This window comes from Psychrobacter sp. H25 (genome assembly GCF_059076335.1).
Genome location: NZ_JCACRV010000001.1, coordinates 3,076,611 through 3,098,514, shown reverse-complemented (window position 1 = coordinate 3,098,514; position 21,904 = coordinate 3,076,611). Strand labels below are relative to the sequence as shown.

Annotated in this window: 16 protein-coding genes and 1 tRNA gene; 12 read left to right on the top strand and 5 right to left on the bottom strand. The window is 43.4% G+C overall.

The window, feature by feature from the left end; genetic code table 11:
- Positions 1 to 41 precede the first annotated feature (41 nt).
- From AC5JPO_RS12655 to hemB, 5 genes are all read left to right on the top strand, one after another.
- The gene (locus tag AC5JPO_RS12655) at positions 42 to 1,067 is read left to right on the top strand and encodes a polyprenyl synthetase family protein (RefSeq protein ID WP_319050654.1); all 1,026 of its coding nucleotides are present in this window, start codon (positions 42 to 44) and stop codon (positions 1,065 to 1,067) included.
- A gap of 836 nt (positions 1,068 to 1,903) precedes the next feature.
- Complete coding sequence (locus AC5JPO_RS12650; RefSeq protein ID WP_319050655.1) at positions 1,904 to 3,307, top strand: efflux RND transporter periplasmic adaptor subunit; 1,404 nt, start codon at positions 1,904 to 1,906, stop codon at positions 3,305 to 3,307.
- Positions 3,308 to 3,342: 35 nt separating this feature from the next.
- Positions 3,343 to 6,582, top strand: a complete 3,240-nt coding sequence (locus tag AC5JPO_RS12645; RefSeq protein ID WP_319050656.1) for an efflux RND transporter permease subunit — start codon at positions 3,343 to 3,345, stop codon at positions 6,580 to 6,582.
- A complete protein-coding gene (locus tag AC5JPO_RS12640; protein ID WP_443526083.1) occupies positions 6,582 to 8,396 on the top strand; it encodes an efflux transporter outer membrane subunit in 1,815 nt (604 codons plus the stop codon). Before AC5JPO_RS12645 ends, AC5JPO_RS12640 begins: the two co-directional genes overlap by 1 nt.
- A 268-nt stretch (positions 8,397 to 8,664) precedes the next feature.
- Positions 8,665 to 9,672 (top strand): porphobilinogen synthase, encoded by a 1,008-nt coding sequence (gene hemB / locus AC5JPO_RS12635; RefSeq protein ID WP_319050658.1) that lies wholly within the window; start codon positions 8,665 to 8,667, stop codon positions 9,670 to 9,672.
- Positions 9,673 to 9,825: 153 nt separating this feature from the next.
- Here the strand turns inward: hemB and AC5JPO_RS12630 are convergent, their stop codons facing one another.
- A complete protein-coding gene (locus tag AC5JPO_RS12630; RefSeq protein WP_443526081.1) occupies positions 9,826 to 10,803 on the bottom strand; it encodes a glutathione S-transferase family protein in 978 nt (325 codons plus the stop codon).
- 284 nt (positions 10,804 to 11,087) lie between these two features.
- On the opposite strand from AC5JPO_RS12630, the gene AC5JPO_RS12625 reads away from it, so the two are divergent.
- A tRNA-Val gene (locus AC5JPO_RS12625) sits at positions 11,088 to 11,164 on the top strand.
- Positions 11,165 to 11,405: 241 nt separating this feature from the next.
- Here the strand turns inward: AC5JPO_RS12625 and AC5JPO_RS12620 are convergent.
- A complete protein-coding gene (locus AC5JPO_RS12620) occupies positions 11,406 to 11,630 on the bottom strand; it encodes a helix-turn-helix domain-containing protein (RefSeq protein WP_095570171.1) in 225 nt (74 codons plus the stop codon).
- 150 nt (positions 11,631 to 11,780) lie between these two features.
- Between AC5JPO_RS12620 and AC5JPO_RS12615 the strand changes: the two genes are divergently transcribed.
- From AC5JPO_RS12615 to AC5JPO_RS12600, 4 genes are read left to right on the top strand one after another with little or no spacing between them, the layout of a single operon-like run.
- A complete protein-coding gene (locus AC5JPO_RS12615; RefSeq protein WP_045447035.1) occupies positions 11,781 to 11,996 on the top strand; it encodes a hypothetical protein in 216 nt (71 codons plus the stop codon).
- Between the two features lie 11 nt (positions 11,997 to 12,007).
- A complete protein-coding gene (locus AC5JPO_RS12610) occupies positions 12,008 to 13,219 on the top strand; it encodes an Arm DNA-binding domain-containing protein (protein ID WP_443527290.1) in 1,212 nt (403 codons plus the stop codon).
- Entirely contained in the window at positions 13,206 to 13,496 is a 291-nt protein-coding gene (locus tag AC5JPO_RS12605) for a hypothetical protein (RefSeq protein WP_443527289.1), read from the top strand. The genes AC5JPO_RS12610 and AC5JPO_RS12605 overlap by 14 nt, the downstream gene beginning before the upstream one ends.
- 10 nt (positions 13,497 to 13,506) lie before the next feature.
- Complete coding sequence (locus AC5JPO_RS12600; protein ID WP_443527288.1) at positions 13,507 to 13,827, top strand: hypothetical protein; 321 nt, start codon at positions 13,507 to 13,509, stop codon at positions 13,825 to 13,827.
- A gap of 105 nt (positions 13,828 to 13,932) precedes the next feature.
- On the opposite strand, the gene AC5JPO_RS12595 is transcribed toward AC5JPO_RS12600, so the two are convergent.
- On the bottom strand, positions 13,933 to 14,979 hold the full coding sequence (locus AC5JPO_RS12595; RefSeq protein WP_443527287.1) for a TRAP transporter substrate-binding protein: 1,047 nt from the start codon (positions 14,977 to 14,979) through the stop codon (positions 13,933 to 13,935).
- A gap of 492 nt (positions 14,980 to 15,471) precedes the next feature.
- Between AC5JPO_RS12595 and AC5JPO_RS12590 the strand changes: the two genes are divergently transcribed.
- Complete coding sequence (locus tag AC5JPO_RS12590) at positions 15,472 to 16,635, top strand: iron-containing alcohol dehydrogenase (RefSeq protein WP_443527286.1); 1,164 nt, start codon at positions 15,472 to 15,474, stop codon at positions 16,633 to 16,635.
- 49 nt (positions 16,636 to 16,684) lie between these two features.
- Positions 16,685 to 17,584 carry an SMP-30/gluconolactonase/LRE family protein gene (locus AC5JPO_RS12585; RefSeq protein ID WP_443527285.1) on the top strand — a complete coding sequence of 300 codons (900 nt, stop codon included), beginning with the start codon at positions 16,685 to 16,687 and terminating at the stop codon, positions 17,582 to 17,584.
- Between the two features lie 118 nt (positions 17,585 to 17,702).
- Here AC5JPO_RS12585 and AC5JPO_RS12580 read toward each other — a convergent pair whose 3' ends face one another.
- Positions 17,703 to 18,524 (bottom strand): M48 family metallopeptidase, encoded by an 822-nt coding sequence (locus AC5JPO_RS12580; RefSeq protein ID WP_493853997.1) that lies wholly within the window; start codon positions 18,522 to 18,524, stop codon positions 17,703 to 17,705.
- Positions 18,525 to 18,552: 28 nt separating this feature from the next.
- Positions 18,553 to 21,873 (bottom strand): type I restriction endonuclease subunit R, encoded by a 3,321-nt coding sequence (locus AC5JPO_RS12575; RefSeq protein WP_443527283.1) that lies wholly within the window; start codon positions 21,871 to 21,873, stop codon positions 18,553 to 18,555.
- Between the last annotated feature and the right edge of the window lie 31 nt (positions 21,874 to 21,904).

Here is a 21,904-nt window from a genome sequence, read left to right as displayed (position 1 = left end):
TATAAAAACTCTCTTTATTCTTATTAATATGACTATTTATTATGACTATTACCTCTACAGATAATACCCTACCCACTGCTCAAGCAACGCCTAGCTATGCTGATATCCAACGTATCGTCGCCAATGATTTTGAGGTGATGGATAAGCAGGTATTCGGTAGTCTAAATTCAAAAGTACAGCTAGTGATGAGTGTCTCGCAACACGTGATCAATGCTGGCGGCAAGCGTATGCGCCCGTTGATTACGCTTTTATGTGCTCGTATGTTTGATGATAACCCATCAGAAAAAGCCATGCACTTAGCGGCCATTACTGAGATGCTGCATACGGCAACTTTAGTCCATGATGACGTGATCGATGAGTCAGGACAACGCCGCGGCAAACCAACTGCAAATGCCACTTGGGATAATGCCACTGCGGTGTTGGTCGGTGATTATTTGATTGCACGCGCTTTCAATCTTTTGGTCGGTTTTCAGAGCTTGCCCCTATTGCAGATATTTTCAGATGGGACTTGTGATATTGCCGAGGGTGAGGTATTACAGCTACAGCATCAGCACAACCCTGCGGCGACAGAAGAGGATTACTTACGAATCATCGATGGTAAAACCTCACGGCTGTTTATGATGGCGACCCAAGGCGCTGCTATTTTGCAAGACAAAACCGAATATATGACCGCATTGGGCGCATTTGGACAACATTTTGGTAATGCGTTCCAAATTATTGATGATGTGCTGGACTATAGTGGCGACAGTGACGTAATGGGTAAAAACTTGGGCGATGACCTTGCAGAAGGCAAGCCTACTCTACCCACTATCAAAGCACTTGAGCTGCTAAAAGACAGTGATACCGAAGGCTACGAGCAGCTTCGTATCGCTGTACAGACTGGCAAGACGCCAAACGCCGAGCAGCTCATTGAGTTAGTAAGACAATCAGGCTCATTAGATTATTGTAAGCAGCGTGCTTTAGAAGAGACTAGACTCGCCCAACAAGCGCTTAGCACGTTACCTGACAACCAGTATCGTCAAGGACTGTATCAATTGACTGAGCTTGCTAGCGCACGACTAGTATAATCAAATCTGAGTCGTCTTTACTTTCAGCCAACTAAAAAGACCAGCCAGTTAAAACAGCCAGCTGATAAAGACGACTCTTCTCTTAACGCTTTAGCCGCTTTCTTTAACAGTCGGTTAACGTAACGCCGATAATTCAAAACGACTCTCTCAAAAGTTACCCTCTCAAAAACGACGGTATCAGCCAAATCGTTACCTTTCTTTAAGTTTCATAACTCCTTGCAGTACTATAATCATGACAAGGGTTTTGATGGTTAAATGATGTTAGATAAAGATATGATGTTAGATAAAGGCATATTGACGACAGTTTTCTGAGCGGTAATTAAGGGTTGCTAAATTTTCTATTTTGAGTACAAACATGGTTTTTGGGGTCTTAAATACCCTAGTGCTCATATGGCTTTACAATTATAACAAAAAATTACATTATGTTTTGGTGTCGGGTTGTATATCAGACTATTAGCTGTTAGCTAATGTGACGCTTACTATAGCGCCATTTTTTTTATTCATAAAACGTAATATTACTACTTTTCGCCTCTGCCTCTTTTATAAATCACTTGACTGTGGGGTTACCCCAATAGTTTATAATAACCCATTAAATTTACTAGTCCACTTTGTAATCTGTCTACATTTTTGATGCCAAATCCGCCAAAACCCTACTTTATGTTTCTCACTATCAGATGTCCTACTAGTGAGTTTTCAATTAATAAGTATCATCAAAGGCTGGGTCGATAGCGATGGAATAGACTTGCAGGATTAGTAAACACTTTATATCTCATACGCCAACATTTATTGTTTAATTTTTATACTGTCATTATTTATATATATTGCCGAGGACATTGATGAAGCACTCTACTCTTGCGCTTGTAATAGCATCTGTACTATCTGGAGCTGTACTGGTCGGCTGTGACAAAAGCGACGACGCTGCTGGCGAACAAGCGGCACAACAGCAAATGCCGCCTGCGGTTGTCAACGTTCAAACCGTTACGTTCGATACCATTCCACAGGTACAGACTTTTTCTGGACGTACTGCCGCCTACCAAACTGCCGATGTTCGCCCACAGGTCAATGGGGTCATTGATGAAGTGTTGTTCCGTGAAGGAAGCAATGTCAAAAAAGGTCAGCCACTGTATCGCATTAACACCGATAACTATGCGTCGTCTGTCAGCAGTGGTCAAGCAGCCGTACAACAATCACAGGCCAACTATCAGACTGCTGTAGCAAACAATGCTAATGCAAAAGCTGAACTGGTGAGTCGCCAAGCGTCATTGGCACAAGCACAAAACGATCTACAACGCCTGCAAGGTCTTGTCAGTATCAATGCCATCTCACAGCAGCAGTATGAGCAAGCACAGACAGCGGTACGTACTGCACAAGCTGCTGTACAAAGTGCGGCGGCGGCTGTCGGACAGACCCAAGCGGGTATCGAAAGCGCAAAAGCAGGTATCCAAACTGCCCAAGCTGGTCTCGATGCAAGTACGTTGGATTTGAACCGTACTATCGTACGCGCGCCTCTTACCGGTCGTACTGACCGCTCAAGCGTGACTGCTGGTACGCTAGTGAGCGCCGGTCAAGCGGATCCTCTGGTTACGATCTCGCGCTTAGATCCTATCTATGTCGACATCAGCCAGTCTTCTTCTGAGCTACTCAAGCTGCGTCAGCAAATAGCAGACGGCTCTGCTCAAGCAGGTATGAACTCGGTTGAATTAGTACTAGAGGATGGCTCAGTCTATCCAGTACGCGGTAAGCTTGCATTGTCTGAGGCCAAAGTTGATGAATCAACAGGCGCGGTCACTTTACGTGCGATTTTCCCGAACAGCAACAATATCTTGCTACCCGGTATGTATGTCACAGCGCGTCTAACACAGAGCGTCATTACCAATGCCACTTTGGTCCCTCAGAGCGCGGTGACACGTACGCCTAAGAGTGAGACTCAGGTGTATATCGTTGATGAAAACAACAAGATACAAGTACGTCCCGTCACTATCAATGGTACTTATGATGGTCAATGGGTTGTCACTGATGGCTTGCAAGTAGGTGACAAAGTGGTTGTGATTGGCGGTGCTAAGGTAAAACCTGAGCAAGAAGTGGTTGCCAAGCCCTTAGAGAGCGCAAATCCTGCGCCATCTGCACAAAACGCGCCTAATGCCAAAACGCCGCAGCAAGCGGCAAAAACGATGGATAAAAAGCCAGCTAGCACTGCCGCTTCTAGTAGTGAGACATCAACAGAAGCTGCTGCTAACTAATTCCATTCAGAGACAAGAAGACTTAGGGATATACTATGTCACGTTTTTTTATTAATCGCCCTATCTTTGCTTGGGTGCTGGCTATTTTGGTCATGCTCATCGGGGTGTTATCGGTTCTCAACCTACCGATTGAACAGTATCCACGTATTGCACCACCGACGATTTCGGTCAGTGCAAGCTATCCGGGTGCTAATGCGCAAACTGTTGAAAACTCCGTAGTACAGGTTATCGAACAACGTATGAAAGGCCTAGATGGCCTCATGTACATGTCGTCATCGAGCTCATCAAATGGTAGTGCCTCAGTGACGCTAACGTTTGAAAACGGCACTGATTCTGATACCGCTCAGGTACAGGTACAGAATAAGCTGCAGGCTGCGATGAGCGCCCTACCTGAATCGGTACAGCGACAAGGCGTCAACGTCAATAAATCGTCTAGCAGCTTTATGATGGTGCAGGCATTTATTTCTGAAGACGGCAGCATGGATCGTAGCGATATTGCCGATTATATTAACTCCAATGTCCTCGACTCGATCAGTCGTGTTGAAGGGGTTGGTGAGGTTCAGGTCTTCGGCTCTACTTATGCGATGCGTGTTTGGCTTGACCCTTCACGCCTGCGTAGCTACAACATGGTGCCATCCGATGTTGTCAGTGCGATACAAGCGCAGAACGCTCAGGTATCTGCTGGTCAGTTAGGACAAGCGCCCGCTGATGCAGATCAACAAGTTATTAACGCGACAGTGACCGTTCAAAGCTATTTACAAACACCTGAAGAGTTCCAAAACATTCTGTTAAAAACAGACACGTCTGGTGCTCAGGTGCGTTTGGGTGACGTCGCTGATGTCGAAATCGGTAGCGAAAACTATAGTGTTTTATCGCAATATAATGGACAAGAAGCTGCAGGTCTGGGTATCTCACTTGCTGGCGGTGCCAACGCATTAGAAACTCGCGAAGCGGTCAGCGCGCGTATGACTGAGCTGGAGCAAAACTTCCCAATTGGTCTAGCCTCAGTCGTTCCGTATGACACCACACCCTTTGTACGCTTGTCTATCGAACAAGTCGTTATGACCCTCATTGAAGCGATTGTGTTGGTATTTATCGTTATGTTTATTTTTTTACAGAACTGGCGTGCAACGATTATCCCGACCCTTGCCGTACCTGTCGTACTCTTGGGTACCTTTGCAGTGTTGTATATTGCAGGCTTTAGTATCAACGTCTTGACCATGTTTGCTATGGTTCTCTCCATCGGTCTGCTGGTCGATGATGCGATTGTCGTGGTAGAGAACGTTGAGCGAATACTAGAAGAAGATCCACATATCTCTATCAAAGACGCGACCACTCAATCGATGGGGGAAATCAGTAAGATCGTTATTGGTATTGCGCTTATTTTGTCCGCAGTATTCGTACCGATGGCCTTCTTTGGCGGTTCAACTGGTGTGATCTATCGTCAGTTCTCTATCACACTGATTACGAGCATGGTGCTCTCTGCCATGGTGGCATTGATATTCACCCCTGCCCTATGTGTGACACTGCTCAAACGTGGTAAGAGCCACGACAAAAGCAGTACTGAGACGCAAAAAGGTTTCTTTGGTTGGTTCAATCGCGGCTTCTTTAAACTTAGCCGTTCTTACGAAAAGTTCGTCGGTAAAAGCATACGTTTTAAATGGCTTTATATGATTGGCTATGCCGCCATTATCGGTATCATGGCGGTTGTGTTCTTACGTATTCCTGGCTCATTCTTACCAGAAGAAGATCAAGGTATTATGTTTACCTTGGTTCAGCTCCCTGCTGGGTCGACGTTAGATGAGACGCAAGACGTACTGGATAAAGTCAGAACCTATTATGATACCCAAGAGACTGATAATATCGAGTCTGTGTTTACCATTGCTGGCTTTAGTTTTGCAGGTCAAGGTCAAAACATGGGGCTGGCATTTGTTCGTTTGTCAGATTGGGAGGAACGCTCTGGCGATGAAAACACCGCACAGGCAGTTGCTGGTCGAGCAATGGGATATTTCTTCACTCAGTTAAATGAAGCACAAGTATTTGCCATTGTACCACCAGCCATCACTGAGCTTGGTAATGCCAGTGGTTTTGACTTGATGCTCCAAGATAGTAGTAACTTGGGACATGAGGGGCTGCTTGAAGCCCGTAATATGCTCTTAGGTATGGCCGCGCAGAATGACCAAGTCTCAGGCGTACGTCCTAATGGTCAAGAAGACTCACCGCAATTAAAAGTCAATATCAATCAAGAACAGGCCGCAGCTTATGGCTTGTCATTGAGTAGTATTAACAGTGTTATCTCTACTGCGTGGGGCTCAAGCTACGTCAACGATTTTATCGACCGTGGTCGTATTAAGCGTGTGTATGTCCAAGGTGAAGCGAGCAGCCGTACCAACCCTGATGACATCGGCAAATGGTATGTACGAAACGACATGAACGATATGATTTCGTTCGATGCCTTCTCTAATAGTGAATGGCAATCAGGCTCACCGCGTCTGACTCGCTACAACAGCCTACCGTCAATGAACATCCAAGGTAGTGCAGCACCAGGACTCAGCACTGGTGAGGCAATGAGCTCGATGGAGGCAATGATAGAACAGCTGCCTGAAGGTATCAGTTATGAGTGGACTGGTATGTCATTGGAAGAGCAGAAGTCAGGTGCACAGGCACCTATGCTGTATGCGCTTTCAATCCTAGTGGTATTCTTATGCTTGGCGGCATTGTATGAGAGCTGGTCTATTCCTGTCTCAGTCCTATTGGTCATACCACTTGGGGTCTTAGGCGCCGTAATCTTTACATGGCTACGCGGTTTTGCCAACGATATTTACTTGCAGGTGGGTCTACTCACGGTCGTTGGTCTATCCGCCAAGAACGCTATTTTGATTATTGAATTTGCCAAAGAACACCAAGAGGAAGGCTACAGTCTAAGAGAAGCGGTCATGACAGCAGCACGTCAACGTCTGCGCCCGATTATTATGACCTCGCTTGCCTTTGGTCTCGGTGTTGTGCCATTATTCTTGGCGAGCGGTCCAGGTTCGGGCAGTCAGAATGCGATCGGTACTAGTGTTGTCGGTGGTGTGATAACTGCGACACTACTAGGTATCTTCTTTATTCCGATGTTCTATATCTGGGTGCGTAGTGCATTTCCGCATAAATATGAGAACAACAAACCAAACGATAGAGACGATGGCAACGGTACGCCTGACTCGCATACCCCAATGCCTGCTGATAACTATCAGCCTGCAGGCCAGCCTGCAAGTCTTGGAGACAACAGATAATGAGTGCTCACAACATGTTTACTACTAACTCAGTGGCGGTGGCAGCTTCTGCTACCGTGGCACAGCCAACTCTGTCGCGCTTACGTAAAAATAGCAGTCGCTTGCTCGGCCTTACTGCCTTGGCAATAAGTATGACCGCTTGTAATACGATTCCAAAAGCTGATATGAGTCCTGTTTTGGCAGAGCCAAACCTTCCTATAGAACAAGCTTATGGTGCGTTCGATAAAGAAACGATCAGCACCCCTGAGCAAGCAAGTGTGGCAGGTCAACGCTGGCAGAACTTTTATAGCGATGAGCGTCTAAAAGGCTTAATCGCTCTAGGTCTTGATAACAACAAGAACTTTGAAAGTGCGCGCCTAGCAATTGAACGCGCGCGCGCGCAATATCAAATAACCGATATCAATAACTTACCAGCGATTAACGCAAGTGGTGGCTACTCGCGTGGCGCTCAAAACAATATCAGTAGTAGACCAGGTAGTGACTATACGGTACAACTAGGACTTGCCAGCTACGAGTTAGATTTTTGGGGCAGAATATCCAGCCTAAAAGATCAAGCGTTACAAAGCTTTTTGGCGACCACTGCTGCCACAGATGCTACCCAGATCAGTCTAATCAGTAACATTGCTCAAAGCTATGCTAATTTGAGCTACAGCTTGGCACAGCTACAACTGGCAGAAGCAACGGTGCAAAGTCGTGAGCAGTCATTGTTTATCGCCAGTAAGCGTTTTGAAGCCGGTATCGATCCTAAGCTTCCCTCACTACAGGCCAGCGCCTCACTTGAAAATGCTAAGCTCGCTGTCCTACGTGCGCAGAGTAGTATTTTGCAGTCGCGTAATGCTTTACAGTACTTAGTGGGCGGGACGATTCCAAACGAGCTTATCCCGACGCCTGCCGTTAGCAATATCACCAGCCAGCAGATATTTAGTGCAGGCCTGCCAAGTGATTTGCTACGCTATCGTCCAGATGTACTGCAAGCGGAATACAACCTTAAAGCGGCTGGTGCAAATATAGCGGTAGCACGTGCAGCTTATTTCCCAACCATCAGTTTGGCCAGTAGCGTCGGTCTTCGTAGCGATAACTTGGGGGATTTGTTTGACAATAATGGCTTTAGTTGGTCGTTTGGTCCTAATATCAGCGTGCCTGTCTTCGATGGTGGTCTTTTAGATGCAAATTATGAAGTCGCGCAAATCGAGCGTGATCAGACTCTCGCAAGCTATGAAGACTCTATTCAAACCGCATTCCGTGAAGTATCAGATGTACTTGCCACGCGTGCCACACTTGGCGAACAGCTCGAATCACAGTATCGCTTGCAAGACAATTTTGAGCAAACCTATCAGATTGCTGATGCCCGTTTCAAAGCTGGTCTTGATAACTATCTAGATGTACTCGATGCACAGCGTTCATTGTTTTCTACTCAGCAAGGTATATTAGACTTAGAGCTACAGAAAATCATTAGTCAAGTTGAGTTGTACCAAGCACTTGGTGGCGGTGCTAACTTGGATGTACCAACCGTGATTCCTGTACCGCAATATACCAATCTAGCTCAAATAGCGTCACTGCCTAGCAATACTGCAAAAGCCAAAGCTGCGGATGCCATACAAGCTGCCAGCTCAGCACGCGTAACCTCTCCTCAAGAGGCTATCGCTATTAAGCAGTCGCAAGCGACAGAAACCACTACCTTTAATCCTACAGCTATCGTCGATGTTAATGATGATGGCAAGAAAGATGCCGCTGTGGGTGTGATCACAGAAGAGACTCACTTTAGCGACAATAGCGTGGAGCAAGTTCCTGTCACACAGATTGTTGAGCCTTAAATGACATACTCATAATGTGATGATGCAGCACTATCATCATATCGACAGTCGATAAGTACCATCAGCCCTACCGACTTAACGTGGTGGGGCTTTTTGCTTTTACTGACATCTTTTGGTTATAGTAGGCTCGCTTTATACAAGCTCTTTTTATCTGTAGCCACTGATAAAGAACAGATTTTGATAAGCCAATTCTATAAAATACCGCTTATAGTGATATTATTTTAACCATGTAACATGATAACTATTAGAACAATCATAAGGAACTATTATGAGCTACACCTTTAACCGTCAATACCCTGCCACTCGCTTACGTCGTCTGCGTTATAACGATAATGTACGCTCAATGATTCGTGAAGTGGAGCTGCATCCTAAGCACTTTATTGCCCCTGTATTTGTATTAGAAGGTGAAAACCAGCGCGAAACCATCGCTAGTATGCCGGGCGTTGAACGCTTATCAATTGATTTGCTAATTAACTATGCCAAAGAATTGTTAGCAGAGGGTGTGACAACCATCGATCTTTTCCCTGTGATCGATAACGCTTTGAAAACACCAGATGGTAGAGCTGCTTATGACGAAAACGCCCTGACTGCACGTACGATAAAAGCAGTCAAAGATGCTGTACCAGAAATGGTCGTCATGACTGATGTGGCATTAGACCCTTATACCTCACACGGCCAAGATGGCCTGCTTGATGATAGCGGCTACGTCATCAATGATGCCACTATTGAGGTATTGGTCAAGCAAGCGCTCGTACATGCCCGCGCTGGCGCTGATATCATCTCTCCGAGTGACATGATGGATGGACGTATCAAGGCTATGCGTGATACGTTTGAAGCTGAAGGGTTTTTTAATACCGCTATTATGGCCTACTCAGCCAAATATGCGTCTGCTTACTACGGTCCATTCCGTGATGCTGTCGGTAGTGCTGGTAATCTAAAAGGTGGCCACAAAAAACAATACCAGATGGACTTTGGTAATCGCGCTGAAGCATTGCATGAAGTTGCTATGGATATCAACGAAGGCGCTGACATGGTTATGATTAAACCTGGACAGCCTTATCTAGACCTTATCCGTGAAGTTAAAGACACTTTTGGGGTACCGACCTTTGCCTATCAAGTATCGGGTGAGTATGCCATGCATATGGCCGCTATCCAGAACGGCTGGCTCAGTGATGCTGTAATTTTAGAGTCTTTGATTGGGTTCCGCCGTGCTGGTGCAGATGGTATCTTGACGTACTTTGCGCTAGAAGCTGCCCGTCAGTTAAATAATGCGTAGTATGAGCTAAACAGCTCTTGATAGCATAAAAGCCCCAGCTGCCTCATAACAGTTGGGGCTTTTTGCGTTTGTGCTCTTCTAGAACGGTACTCTTCTAGAACAGTGCTATTCTAGAGCAGATAGCCTTTGACCACCTTTATGAGTCAGACGTATTTATAAGGATTCACGATTGTGCGCTGCCGTAAAATCAATAACAGGCCCAGCAGGGATAATACGCGTAGGGTTTATATTGGCATGACTGGTGTAATAATGCTGCTTGATGTGCTCCATGTTGACGGTCTCAGCAATACCGGGCACCTGATACAATTCACGTAGATAACCCCAAAGGTTTGGATAATCGACGATACGATGCAAGTTGCATTTAAAATGTCCAACGTAAACGGCATCAAAACGAACCAACGTCGTAAACAGTCGCCAATCAGCCTCGGTAATGGTGTCACCTATCAGATAGCGCTGCTGGGCAAGGCGTGTCTCAAGTGTCTCTAATGCTGAAAACAGCTCATTCACCGCCTCTTCATAAGCTTCTTGAGTAGTAGAAAACCCAGCCTTGTATACTCCATTGTTGATAGCAGTGTAGACAAATGCATTGATATCATCAATTTCTTGCAATAGCTCTGCTGGTACAAAATCACCTGCTAGTGCACCAACGTCATCAAAGGCAGAGTTAAACATCCGAATGATTTCTGATGACTCATTACTCACGATCGTATTTGTTTTTTTGTCCCATAAAATGGGTACAGTGACACGGCCTGTATAGTCTGACTTTGCTTTGGTATAAAGCTCATAGGCATAGTCTGCATTAATCACTGGGTCGGCAATCACGCCTTTACCCTCTGCAAAAGTCCAACCATTCTCACCCATATATGGATGAACCACAGATATCGGAATGATATCCTCCAAACCTTTGAGCTTACGATAGATGAGTGTGCGGTGTGCCCAAGGACATGCCAACGACACATACAAATGATAACGATCAGTCTCAGCCTTGAATCCGCCCACCCCTGTTGGTCCTGCACTGCCATCGACCGTTACCCAGCTTCTAAAACCAGAATCTTCACGCTCAAATCGACCACCACTACCTTCTGTGTCGTACCACTTGTCCTGCCATTTACCATCGACTAATAAACCCATATCGTTGCCTTATATTTTTTGATTTATATTAAAAAACGTTTAGTTGCGCTTAGCTATGCTATTTAGCGTTTATATTAACATCTCTGTATTGTCCTTCCTCAAATCTTCGTTGCAAGATTGGTATGGTTATAGATGTATTGCTTATCTAAGATGTTATCTGTTCCTTATGCTGAACATATAGAACCCTATAAAGGTAAAATCTCTAATATTTTGATAATAACTGCAGATAGTGATAGAAAAGGCTTGCAAAGTCTGAGAAACTTGCTAAAATGCTCAACCTAAATAGGCGTATAGCTCAGTTGGTTAGAGCGCTACCTTGACATGGTAGAGGTCGTTGGTTCGAATCCGATTACGCCTACCAGATTCGAAAAGCCCCAATCTTAAGATTGGGGCTTTTTTTTGTCCGTGAAATATGGGCTGTAGCGGAAAAGGAAACTATACGTCGATGCAAATTTCCTCTTTTCTCACTTTCAGCAAATGTCATCAAAAAACGTGTGTGCCCAAATTGTGCCTAAGTTGTGCCTGCTCTCTATTTAGCATTCCTTCCAGAGTAGCACTTTTGACCTCTACCCTGAATCATCTAAAGCGCTCTCAAGATTAATTTACTTCTCTTTATCTAGCGACTCGTTAGGTACATAAGTAAATAAATCACCTACTTCAATATCTAGTGCCTCACAAATTTTATCCATAGTGTCAAAATCTATTCTTGAAGTCTGTTCGTTATAGATCTTGTGCACTGTCGACTTGCTAATTCCTGTCATTCTTATTAGATCTGCCACCTTCATACGTCGTTCAGCTAGTAGCACTGGTAGATTACATAAAATCATTAATAATTCCTTAATAGACTAAAAAAGTACTTGCATCGACTAACGGTAGCTAGTAAAGTACTTCTATCGAACAACAAATTACTTTTATAGAATTATTTGTTATCTCGATAAAACAACCTAGTTATTTAATTGGCTTACAAGGAATTTATTATGTCACATACCTACCTAACTACCCAAGAGCTTTCTGAGCTCATCAAATATAACCCTCGTACTATCCGTAATGAGCTAAAGGATAGTGTGCTTATCGAGGGTATTCATTATATACGCCCGTTCGGTGGTCGTAAGATTTTGTACATTTGGGAAGAGATTGAAAAAGATATGCGCACTGGTATCGCCGGTAGCATCAATGCCATGGCACTACAATAAGGAGAAATAGGATGGCTAGTATCAGAAGGCGCAAAGGGAGCAATATGCTATTTGTCGATTTTTATTATATGGGTATACGCTGTCGGGAGACGACAAACCTAACAGACACACCAGCGAATCGCAAGAAGCTTGAGAAAGTGGCTGAGAAAATGAAAGCAGAAATCATCTTAGGACTGTTCAATTACGCTAAGTACTTTCCAAAAAGTGACAAAGCGGCACAGATGGTAGCGTTAAACGATCGCAAGGAATGCATTAGTACCGATACGCCCTCTTTTGAACAGTTTGCAGAATTATGGTTCTCTGAAAAAGAAATTGAATGGCGCGATACCTATAAGCGCAAAATAAAGGAGATTATTGATATGTACTTGATTGCTAAGTTTGGGACTAAGCCCATTCATCTCATAAAAAAGACAGATGTATTAGCCTTCCGTTCATCGCTCGCCAAAGTAACGTACGGAAAAGCTAACAAACATCTGTCAGCGGCACGCATCAATTCGATAATGGTACCTTTGGGTATGATACTAAAAGAAGCGGCTAAACGCTATAAATTTGATAATCCTTACTACGATATCAATGCGCTCAAACAACCCAAAACAGATATTCAACCATTCACACTAAGTGAGGTCTGGACGTTTATTAATGGTGTAAGAGCAGACTATCGCAATTATTATCTGGTACGTTTTTTCACAGGTATGCGTACGAGTGAAATTGATGGATTGACTTGGGAGAACATTGACTTTGACCGACGTGAGATTGTGATCAAACAAGCTTATGTCAAAGGCAAAATTGTTCCTCCTAAGACTCAAGAGTCTTACCGTGCGATTCAAATGTCACCTTGGGTCTACGATGCTCTGAAGGAACAGCAGACCATCACTTATAAGCGATCTGACTATGTATTTTGCGCGCATACGGGTGAGCCACTTGACTACAACAACGTGAATAAACGTGTTTGGCACCCTACTCTTAAGATTTTGGGTCTCAAAAAGCGTAATGCTTATCAGACTCGTCATACCGCAGCAACGCTATGGTTGGCTGCTGGCGAAAGTCCTGAGTGGATTGCCAGTCAAATGGGACACTCTACAACTAAGATGCTATTCAACACATATAGCCGTTACGTACCGAATATGACTCGGCAGGATGGTAGTGCATTTGAAGCATTGGTCAATCGCAGTCAGATTGCTCAGGTATCTACCGATAAGGGGCCTCACAATGAAAATGATTGATTACGATAAATTGCATGCGACGTTTAAACCTAGTGGCTATGTCAGTAATGGCGCAGATAATATTGCTAACTACCTCATTTGTGAGCTCTGTATTCAGTCAGGTACTGGTTTGGCTAGGTTCCTAAGTATTGATAGTTGCTTTGATAATCATACGGCGCTGCGCATATGGGTTCAAATGCGCTTAGAGGCCAATCCTGACTATGTCGTTGATGATATGTGTAGTCAGCTACAGAGTGAGCTTTACGAGCTACTACCTCAAACTGGCTATGGATACTAAGGAGAATGTTATGAGCATGAACTTCGTCTTTGATTCAGCTTTTGATGATACAGCGAAGCGTTTGTGTCATGAGTATTGGTCCTATGTGTCGCCCAGTGATTATATAGCGCATTTAGAACTGCTTTGTTGTGACCACAACACGGAGATTGATGCATTATTTACTACACTTGCAAAATGTCAGGTTTATTTAGATGACGTACACTGTGAGTACTGTGGTCGTCCCTATCAATTAGATGTCCCAGCAGATATACCTCATGCAAAGAGATTGAACTCTTGGTTTTGTGAGGGGTGTATCGGTTTTTCTGGTGGACAGCTTGTCTTAGGTAGGTAAACCTTAAAATAGTTAGAATCAGAAAAACAAAAAAGCCTCAGCTTAAAGTTGGGGCTTTTTCAGTTTAGTCAGTTCAGCCATATTTTAGCTAAAAATTTTATAAGATTACACTTTACAGACCACACTAGCTTCTTTAGCCTTATCATAGACCCCGTAAGCATCTAGTCCTAAAGACTCTACATCATCAAGATATTTCTTTGTACCTTTTTCAAGTGGGCCTTTCCAGTCTGGGTCATTGAGTGGGTCTAAGATATCGACAACTTCGTCTCCTTGATCGATAGCTGCTTGTAACTGCGTTGAATAAGTCTTATCCCACATAGCCCCTACTTTTTTGCTAAGCGCCATACCTGAATTGTCATCAATAACTTGTTTCAAGTCCTCTGGCAGACCTTCATACTTATCTTTATTCATAGTTACCATTAAAGCAGAACTATAAAATGGCATATTGGTATGATACTTCGTCAACTCATTTAGTTTAAAAGTCTCCATGGCTTCCCATGGAAAGCTTAATCCATCAACGACACCACGCTGTAAAGAAGTATATATATCATTGGCAGGTAGCCCAACGGGAGAAGCTCCCATACTCTCGATGATGTCACCTGCAACTGCTGAGGGCCTACGAATACGCATACCTCTCATATCCTCAGGAGTTCTGATTAATTTGTTAGTACTGTGCAAGGTTCCAGGTCCTGTGGCAAACATAAAGAGCAAGTGTGAATCTTCATACTCGTTAGCAATCGTACCATTGTCATATAAGGTTTGTAGCATACAGCCTGTTTGTGTTGATGAGTTAGATAACCCTGGAAGCTCTGCAATCTGAGATAGTGGGAATCGACCACTTGTATAACCTTGTACTTGTGAGCCAATATCAATGGTTCCTTTTACAGCAGACTCATAAGCTGTATCCGCTTTACTGATAGTGGCCGAAGGATATACCTCAACTTTAAGACGCCCGCCCGAATCAGCTTCGACTTTCTTTGCCCAAGGTTCAAAAATCTCTTTATTAATATCAGATGTTGCAGGATAGAAATGTGAGAAACGTAAAACAGTGGCTTCTTCTGAGGAAGTCGTACCATTACTGGATTGGTTTGAACAACCTAAAAGGCTCATCGCGGCTAGCACACTTATCGAAAAAATGGGTGCTAATTTCATTATCAATTCCTTTTGATAGTAGTCATAAGTTCATTAATTTAATTTATGTTTGTATAATATTTGACAGGTAAGTTAAATACGCCATTAGCAGTAGTTATAGATAACTAGGTCAATATATACTTAACGTACGCCTAAACATTCATCTGAAATTAGCAACTAAAATGATATCTGTCAAATCATTTAATGACTATTCTCTAACGTTTGTGATAATGTAACACCTTACAAACATCGGCTAGTTAAGCATGCTAAGAAATTCAGATATTGCTTGCTTTTCTGGTACCTAGAATTTTTTAATACGTTTTTTTTGCAGCTCACTGTCCGCAATGATTTTGTAAAAATGTATTGAAAGTAAAAATGTTAATAAGATAAGTAGTTACCTAATACTCTTGAAAAGCATTGACGCCTTATAAGAGTCTAATCGATATAAAAGCACTCTTACTTTTGCATCGTTTGATCTCAACAAGTGAGTATATATATACAAGGAAGAACAGAATGACAGGGATTGAATTTTATACTAACGGTCATATTGTCAGCGAAGCTGACAGCATGCGCCAAAAGCTAGGGGTCTTAGCGAAACAATATTCTGCAACATCAGCCATCATTATTACAGATGCTGGTATCTCCGAACTAGGCTATGTCGATATCGCCCAGCAATCCTTACAGGAAGCCGGTATTAATGTCGTTGTGTTCGATAGTGTCGTTGCAGACCCGCCCATTGAAATTGTTGAAAGCGCTATTGAGCGTGCAAGAGACAATCAATGTGACTTGATCATTGGCTTAGGTGGTGGAAGCTCTATTGATACAGCAAAGATTGTCGCCTTATATCCAAACGACTTTCAGTCCGTTAACGATATTTTGGATAAAGATATTAGCGGTTTCAAAAAACTACCACTGTTTGCGATACCGACCACTGCTGGTACGGGCGCAGAGTCTACTTTTGTCTCCGTGATTACCGCAAAGGATGGCAGTAAAAAGGCTATTTATACTCCTAAAATCCTACCTGACGTCGCCATTTTAGATGCAACATTAACACTAAAACTACCTCGTCATATCACTGCAGCAACCGCGCTTGATGCCATGGTGCATTGTATTGAAGCCTACACGAGTCGCACTAAAAAGAATCCTATTTCAGATGCGCTAGCACTAAAAGGCTTACAGATGCTTTGGAGTAATTTTGGAAAAGTATTAAACCAAGGTGACAATATTGATGCTCGTGCCGATATGCTGTTAGGTTCCACACTGGCAGGCATAGCCTTCGTCAATGCCTCTGTAGCCGCCGTTCATGGACTCTCCTATCCCCTTAGTATTAACTTCCACATTCCACATGGACATGCTAATGCACTCGTCATGTGCGGTGTTTTTACATTTAACTTATCAGAAGCTGCTCCTCTATACGCAGAGCTTGCTCGTGCTGTCATGCCTACTCAAACAGCTGGAATGACAGATTTAGACGCAGCGAATTCATTTATTAGTCAACTAAAAATGTTTTTGGAAAACAGTGGTCTTAAATACCGTTTGAGTGAATTGGATATTACAAAGAACGATATTCCTGCCCTAGCCGACATAGTTATCAATACCTATGCACGACTAATCGCAACCAATCCCAAAGATATGACTTTAGAGGAAGTCACTGCAATATATGAAGAAATAGCCTGATAATAAATATTGTTTAAATAATTTTGTCTATCAATCAAGGAAGATGATTATGTCGAAATATGAATTAGAAGTTGTCGTTGATGGCTTTCACTATTTAGAAGGGCCTCGCTGGTATCAAAATGCGCTATGGTTTGTCGATTTCTATACTCAAGGCGTTTATCGAGTTAACGACGAAGGAGTAGCGGAGAAAATCATCCATGTTGAACAGCAACCTTCCGGTTTAGGATGGTTGCCTGATGGGCGTTTGCTGGTTGTATCGATGAAAGACCGCAAAGTCTTACGACTAGAAAATGACGGTAACTTGGTCGTTCACGCTGATATCTGGGAGCATTGCGGTGGTCATGCCAATGACATGGTTGTTTCATCTAATGGCAACGCTTATGTAGGGAACTTTGGTTTTGACTTGATGAGTGGCGCTGACCATGAAAACACAGGGCTTATATTGGTCAAGCCTGATGGAACCTCACAGGTTGTCGCTGAAGGATTGGCATTTCCAAATGGCATGGTTATCTCTGCGGATCAGAAAACATTAATCGTTAACGAGCTGTTTGGCAATAAAATCACGCAATTTGATATCAAAGAAGATGGTAGCCTTGGAGGAAAGCGTGACTTTGCTAATTTTGGAGAATTAGGTGATGAGCCAAATCTTGGTCTATGTATAGAGAATGCCAGCATATTACCGGATGGTTTAGCCTTGGATGCAGAAGGTGCCGTGTGGATCGCAGATACTTTAAATCAGCGAGCTGTACGTATAGCAGAGGGTGGTGAGATTTTAGAAACTATCGATACTGCACCTGATGGTATCTTTGCAGTTGCACTTGGCGGACAAGATGGCAAGACACTATTTATGTGCGCGGCACCAGACTGGGATGAGGCCTCTCGTAAGGCAGAAACCAAAGGACGTATGCTAGCTGTACAGGTTGAAGTAGGGCATGCAGGTACGCCATAATTAAAAAGCTTCTCAGAACTGAACTTAAAACAACCCGCCTGATGCGGGTTGTTTTAGTTAATAGCTAGCTACTTTTTGAAGGTGGTTTTTATGTTAATTGCGATAAAGGTATTATGATTTACTCATTCAAATAAAGCTCAGCCATCCCATCAAGTTTGGCTTTTACCTCTTTCCAGTTCGGCATCACCTGCGTTAATAAGCGCCAAAAACGCTCACTGTGATTATGCTCTGCAATATGACACAGCTCATGCAGTATCACGTAATCAATGCATTCCTTTGGTGCTTTTGCTAAATGCGGATTGAGTATTAAATTGCCTTTAGTTGAGCAGCTTCCCCACTGCTTTTTCATAGTCATTAATTTTATTGAAGGACTATTTTTAACCCATGAAGCCTTATATATCAAGGCTTCAAGCCTCTCTCTAGAGATCGACCTAAATTTATTTTTATACCATTCATCAATAAGACGTTTAACTAAGACAGCTCGTTTTTCAGCGTCCAACTCAGAATCACTTTGAGATAATTCTACATTCAGCTTACCGCGACTAAGCTTCACCCTTCTGTGTATCTCATCAGCAGCTGCATCGGCTATCACTTTTAACACATAACGACGGCCTAGATAAAACTGGGTCTCACCGCTGACATAGCGCTTGGGCAATACATGATCTTGTTGCTTGGCAAAGTCCTGTAGGCTTTGCCATATCCAGCGAGCACGCTTCATCACCGCATCATGGATTGCTTCTTCGCTGGCATCGACAGGTGCGGTGGCAACCACACGCTGATCAGGATGTACTTTGATAACCACTTTTCGAGGCTTGGTCTTTTTAGCAATCAGCTTGTCGCTTTCAGGTTTCTTTATCTTCTCTTTATAAGTTACTTCTTTACGCACGACTTCATAGTCAATCTTATATTGACCATAATAAAATACGCCATTCTCAGTCATTACCTACTACCCTCTTGCTGCTCTTAGGCTACTTGTCTCTTGAAAGTCCAAGACGGGTAATCTTTAGCACTTCCTCGATGAGCTGTTGCGCTTTGTCGATACCCAAATCCATAAATAACATCGGTAGCAATTTGACACTAATAGCATTTTCGATCTCTGCTGGGTTAATAGAATACTCAGCAACTGCTGTCTTAACGATACTATCAATCTCAAAGGCGTAAGCGACCAGCTTGTCATTATCTAGCTCTTTATCCGCTAAGAAATCAATATCAAATAAGTGTTTAAACAAACCAAAGTACGCCTGAGCATGTTTGTTCAATTTACCACTATCATCGATAAACGCATTCGGTACATCAGCGACATCGCGGTCTTTGACAGCTTGCTCAAAATCAGCAAACATCATGTACTGCTTCACGGGTGCATCGAACATTGCCTTGGCATCCGCAATAGCTTGCTTGAGCAATTTAGAAAAATACTCTTGGGCATAAGGGTCATCAGCCAAATCTTGTTCAATCATCTTGGTGACACGACCAGTGATTTTATCGGTTTGGTTGCGCGCTTCATCATCGCTTAATTCTTCAGGCTTAACATCCTTACCTAAGTTACCAACCAAGTAAGCACCTTTTGCCTCACGAACTTCAAGCCCTGCGATATGCTTATCAAGTAAGCTACGAATGTCCGCTTCATACTCATCGTAATCAATGGTTTCATCAGCATCTTCGCGTACTTGCTTACGTAGATTGATAAAGGCTTTTAGATCGGCTTTGTAGCGATCACGTTTACTATCGAATGATTTGTCTTCAAAGAAAGACGCTGATTGCAACGCAATTTTCATAGCATTAGAAAACGTAGTCAAAGCTGCATAAAAGTCGTCACGTTCTTTGAGCTTGGTATCGACTACCCTACCTTCTATTTCCTGCATTTTTGGTGCAAGTACTTGTCTTAACGCTTGACCATCCTGTTTGTTCTTCACTGATGAGAAGATAGCCCATAAATCACTATGCAGTCTTGGTAGCTGCTTATACTCGGTATCCATCGCGTTATACAGACCCTTAAGATCTTCGATATCAAAGCCACCTTGCGTACGTTCTGCTAAGTCTTGATATTTCTCAATGGTGATATCCAGCTCTTTTAAGATGCCACGATAATCAATCAGATAACCAAAACGCTTTTTCTCATGCAAGCGGTTAACGCGAGCAATCGCCTGAATCAGGTTATGCTGTTTTAAAGGCTTATCAATATACAGTACGGTATTTTTTGGTTCATCAAAGCCCGTTAGTAGCTTATCAACGACAATCATAATGTCAGGACCATCATCCTGACTAAAGGCTTCTATGATAGCTTTGGTATAGGCTTTTTCATCACCACCATATTGATTGGCGACATTATCTTGCCACCAGTTTTGTACGATGTCTTTTGATTCACCATCAACAGTGTCATGCCCCTCACGGGTATCAGGTGGCGACATGGCAACCACTGAGGTCACTTTGCCAATCTTGTCTAAGGCCATCTTATAGCGGATAGCTGAGGCTTTAGAGTCACAGGCCAGTTGACCTTTAAGGTGCTGCTGTTTAAAGTTTTGGAAGTGATCAGAGATGTCATGAGCGATCAGCTCAATACGACCTTCAACCTGATAGATTTGACCTTTTTGTGAGAACTTACGCTTGAGATCAGTCTTTTGATCATCGGTGAGCTTTTGGGTGATACGGTCAAACCATGCATCAATGGCTTGATCATTGGTATTCAATTCAGGGATACGCTCTTCGTATAAGAGTGGCGTGACCGTTTTGTCTTTGACCGCTTGCTGCATGGTATAAGAGTGAATGATCCTACCAAATTTATTCTCAGTCTTGTCATCCTTGAGCAGTGGCGTACCCGTAAAGGCAATAAAGGCAGCGTTTGGCAGGGCTTGCGCCATACGGATATTATTCTCACCGTTTTGGCTACGGTGACCTTCATCGACCATGACGATGATGTTTGGGCTGTCGTTATAACATTCATCATACTTAACGGCTGAACCAAACTTATTAATAATGGAGAAAATAACGCGTTCGTTACCATGACCGATTTGCTGCGCCAGACGGCGACCAGAAGTTGCCATGGCGTCACGACTATCACGTTTACTAGTTATTACACCACCCGACTTAAAGGTATTGCTCAACTGGGTTTCAAGATCAACACGATCCGTGACGACAATAATGCGACACTTAGCGAGCTCCTCTAACCAAATAAGTGCTTTAGAGAAAAACACCATCGTAAAGGATTTACCACTACCTGTGGTATGCCAAATCACACCGCCCTCACGACTACCCCTTTCATCAAAGGTACTGATACGTTCAATCAAGGCTTTGATACCAAATACTTGCTGATAACGGGCAACAATTTTCCCCGCCTTTTTATCAAACAAGGTAAACATGCGCGTCATCTCAAGCAAACGCTCAGGTTGCAATAAGCTAATGATTAAGCGGTCTTGATCGGTGATCACTAAATCACCAGCATTAATCAGTGATAAGTATTCTTTTTTAGCAGAGGCAGGACGATGATCAAATAGACGACTAAGCTGCTCATCACTGAGCCTTTGGTTTTTTAGACGATTAAACTCAGCCTCTTGTATGTCTTCTTCGACCCATTTTGCCCAAAACTTCTCAGGCGTTTTGCAAGTCCCGTATAAACCGTCATTACCATTGACCGCGAGCAATAACTGGCTGTAGGCAAACAGATGCGGGATTTCTTTTGGCTTTTGATTGCGAATATGCTGGGAGACGGCTTGCGTGTTGGTTGATTGCCACTCTCTACTCGAGTCAGGACGTTTGGCTTCAATCACTGCCAACGGTAGACCATTTACGAAGCAGACGATATCAGGAATGATATTACCTGTCCCTTCAGCATTCTGTACTACCAGCTCTTCGGTAAAGTGAAAGCTATTATTATCGATATGATTCCAATCTATCAGATTGATGGTTTGCGAGGTTTTTTTACCATCGATAAATTCGGTCACGGTCACGCCATATAGCATGGCGTTATAGAGCTTTTCATTGGCGAGCTGCAAGCCTAAGTTCATAGCTGGGTTTAGCTCATGCATGATCTTATCAATGGCACTGTCGGATAAATGATGCTGCGTGCCTTCAAACATAAAGGTTTGCTTAGCTAAGAACGCTCGCATGATAGGCAATAACACCACTTGGTTAGTGGCTTTGTTAGCGTTAGCCTGATTAGCTATTAGCTTATTGCTACGCATGGCGTTGCATTGGCTTGGCGGAATAAACTCATAGCCGAGTGTAGTAAGTAAGGTTAAGGCAGGAATCTTTGAGCTGAATTCTTCAGCGAAATTGATGCTGTGGTTGGTCATATTAGTATTCTTATCATTATTGCGTAATAAG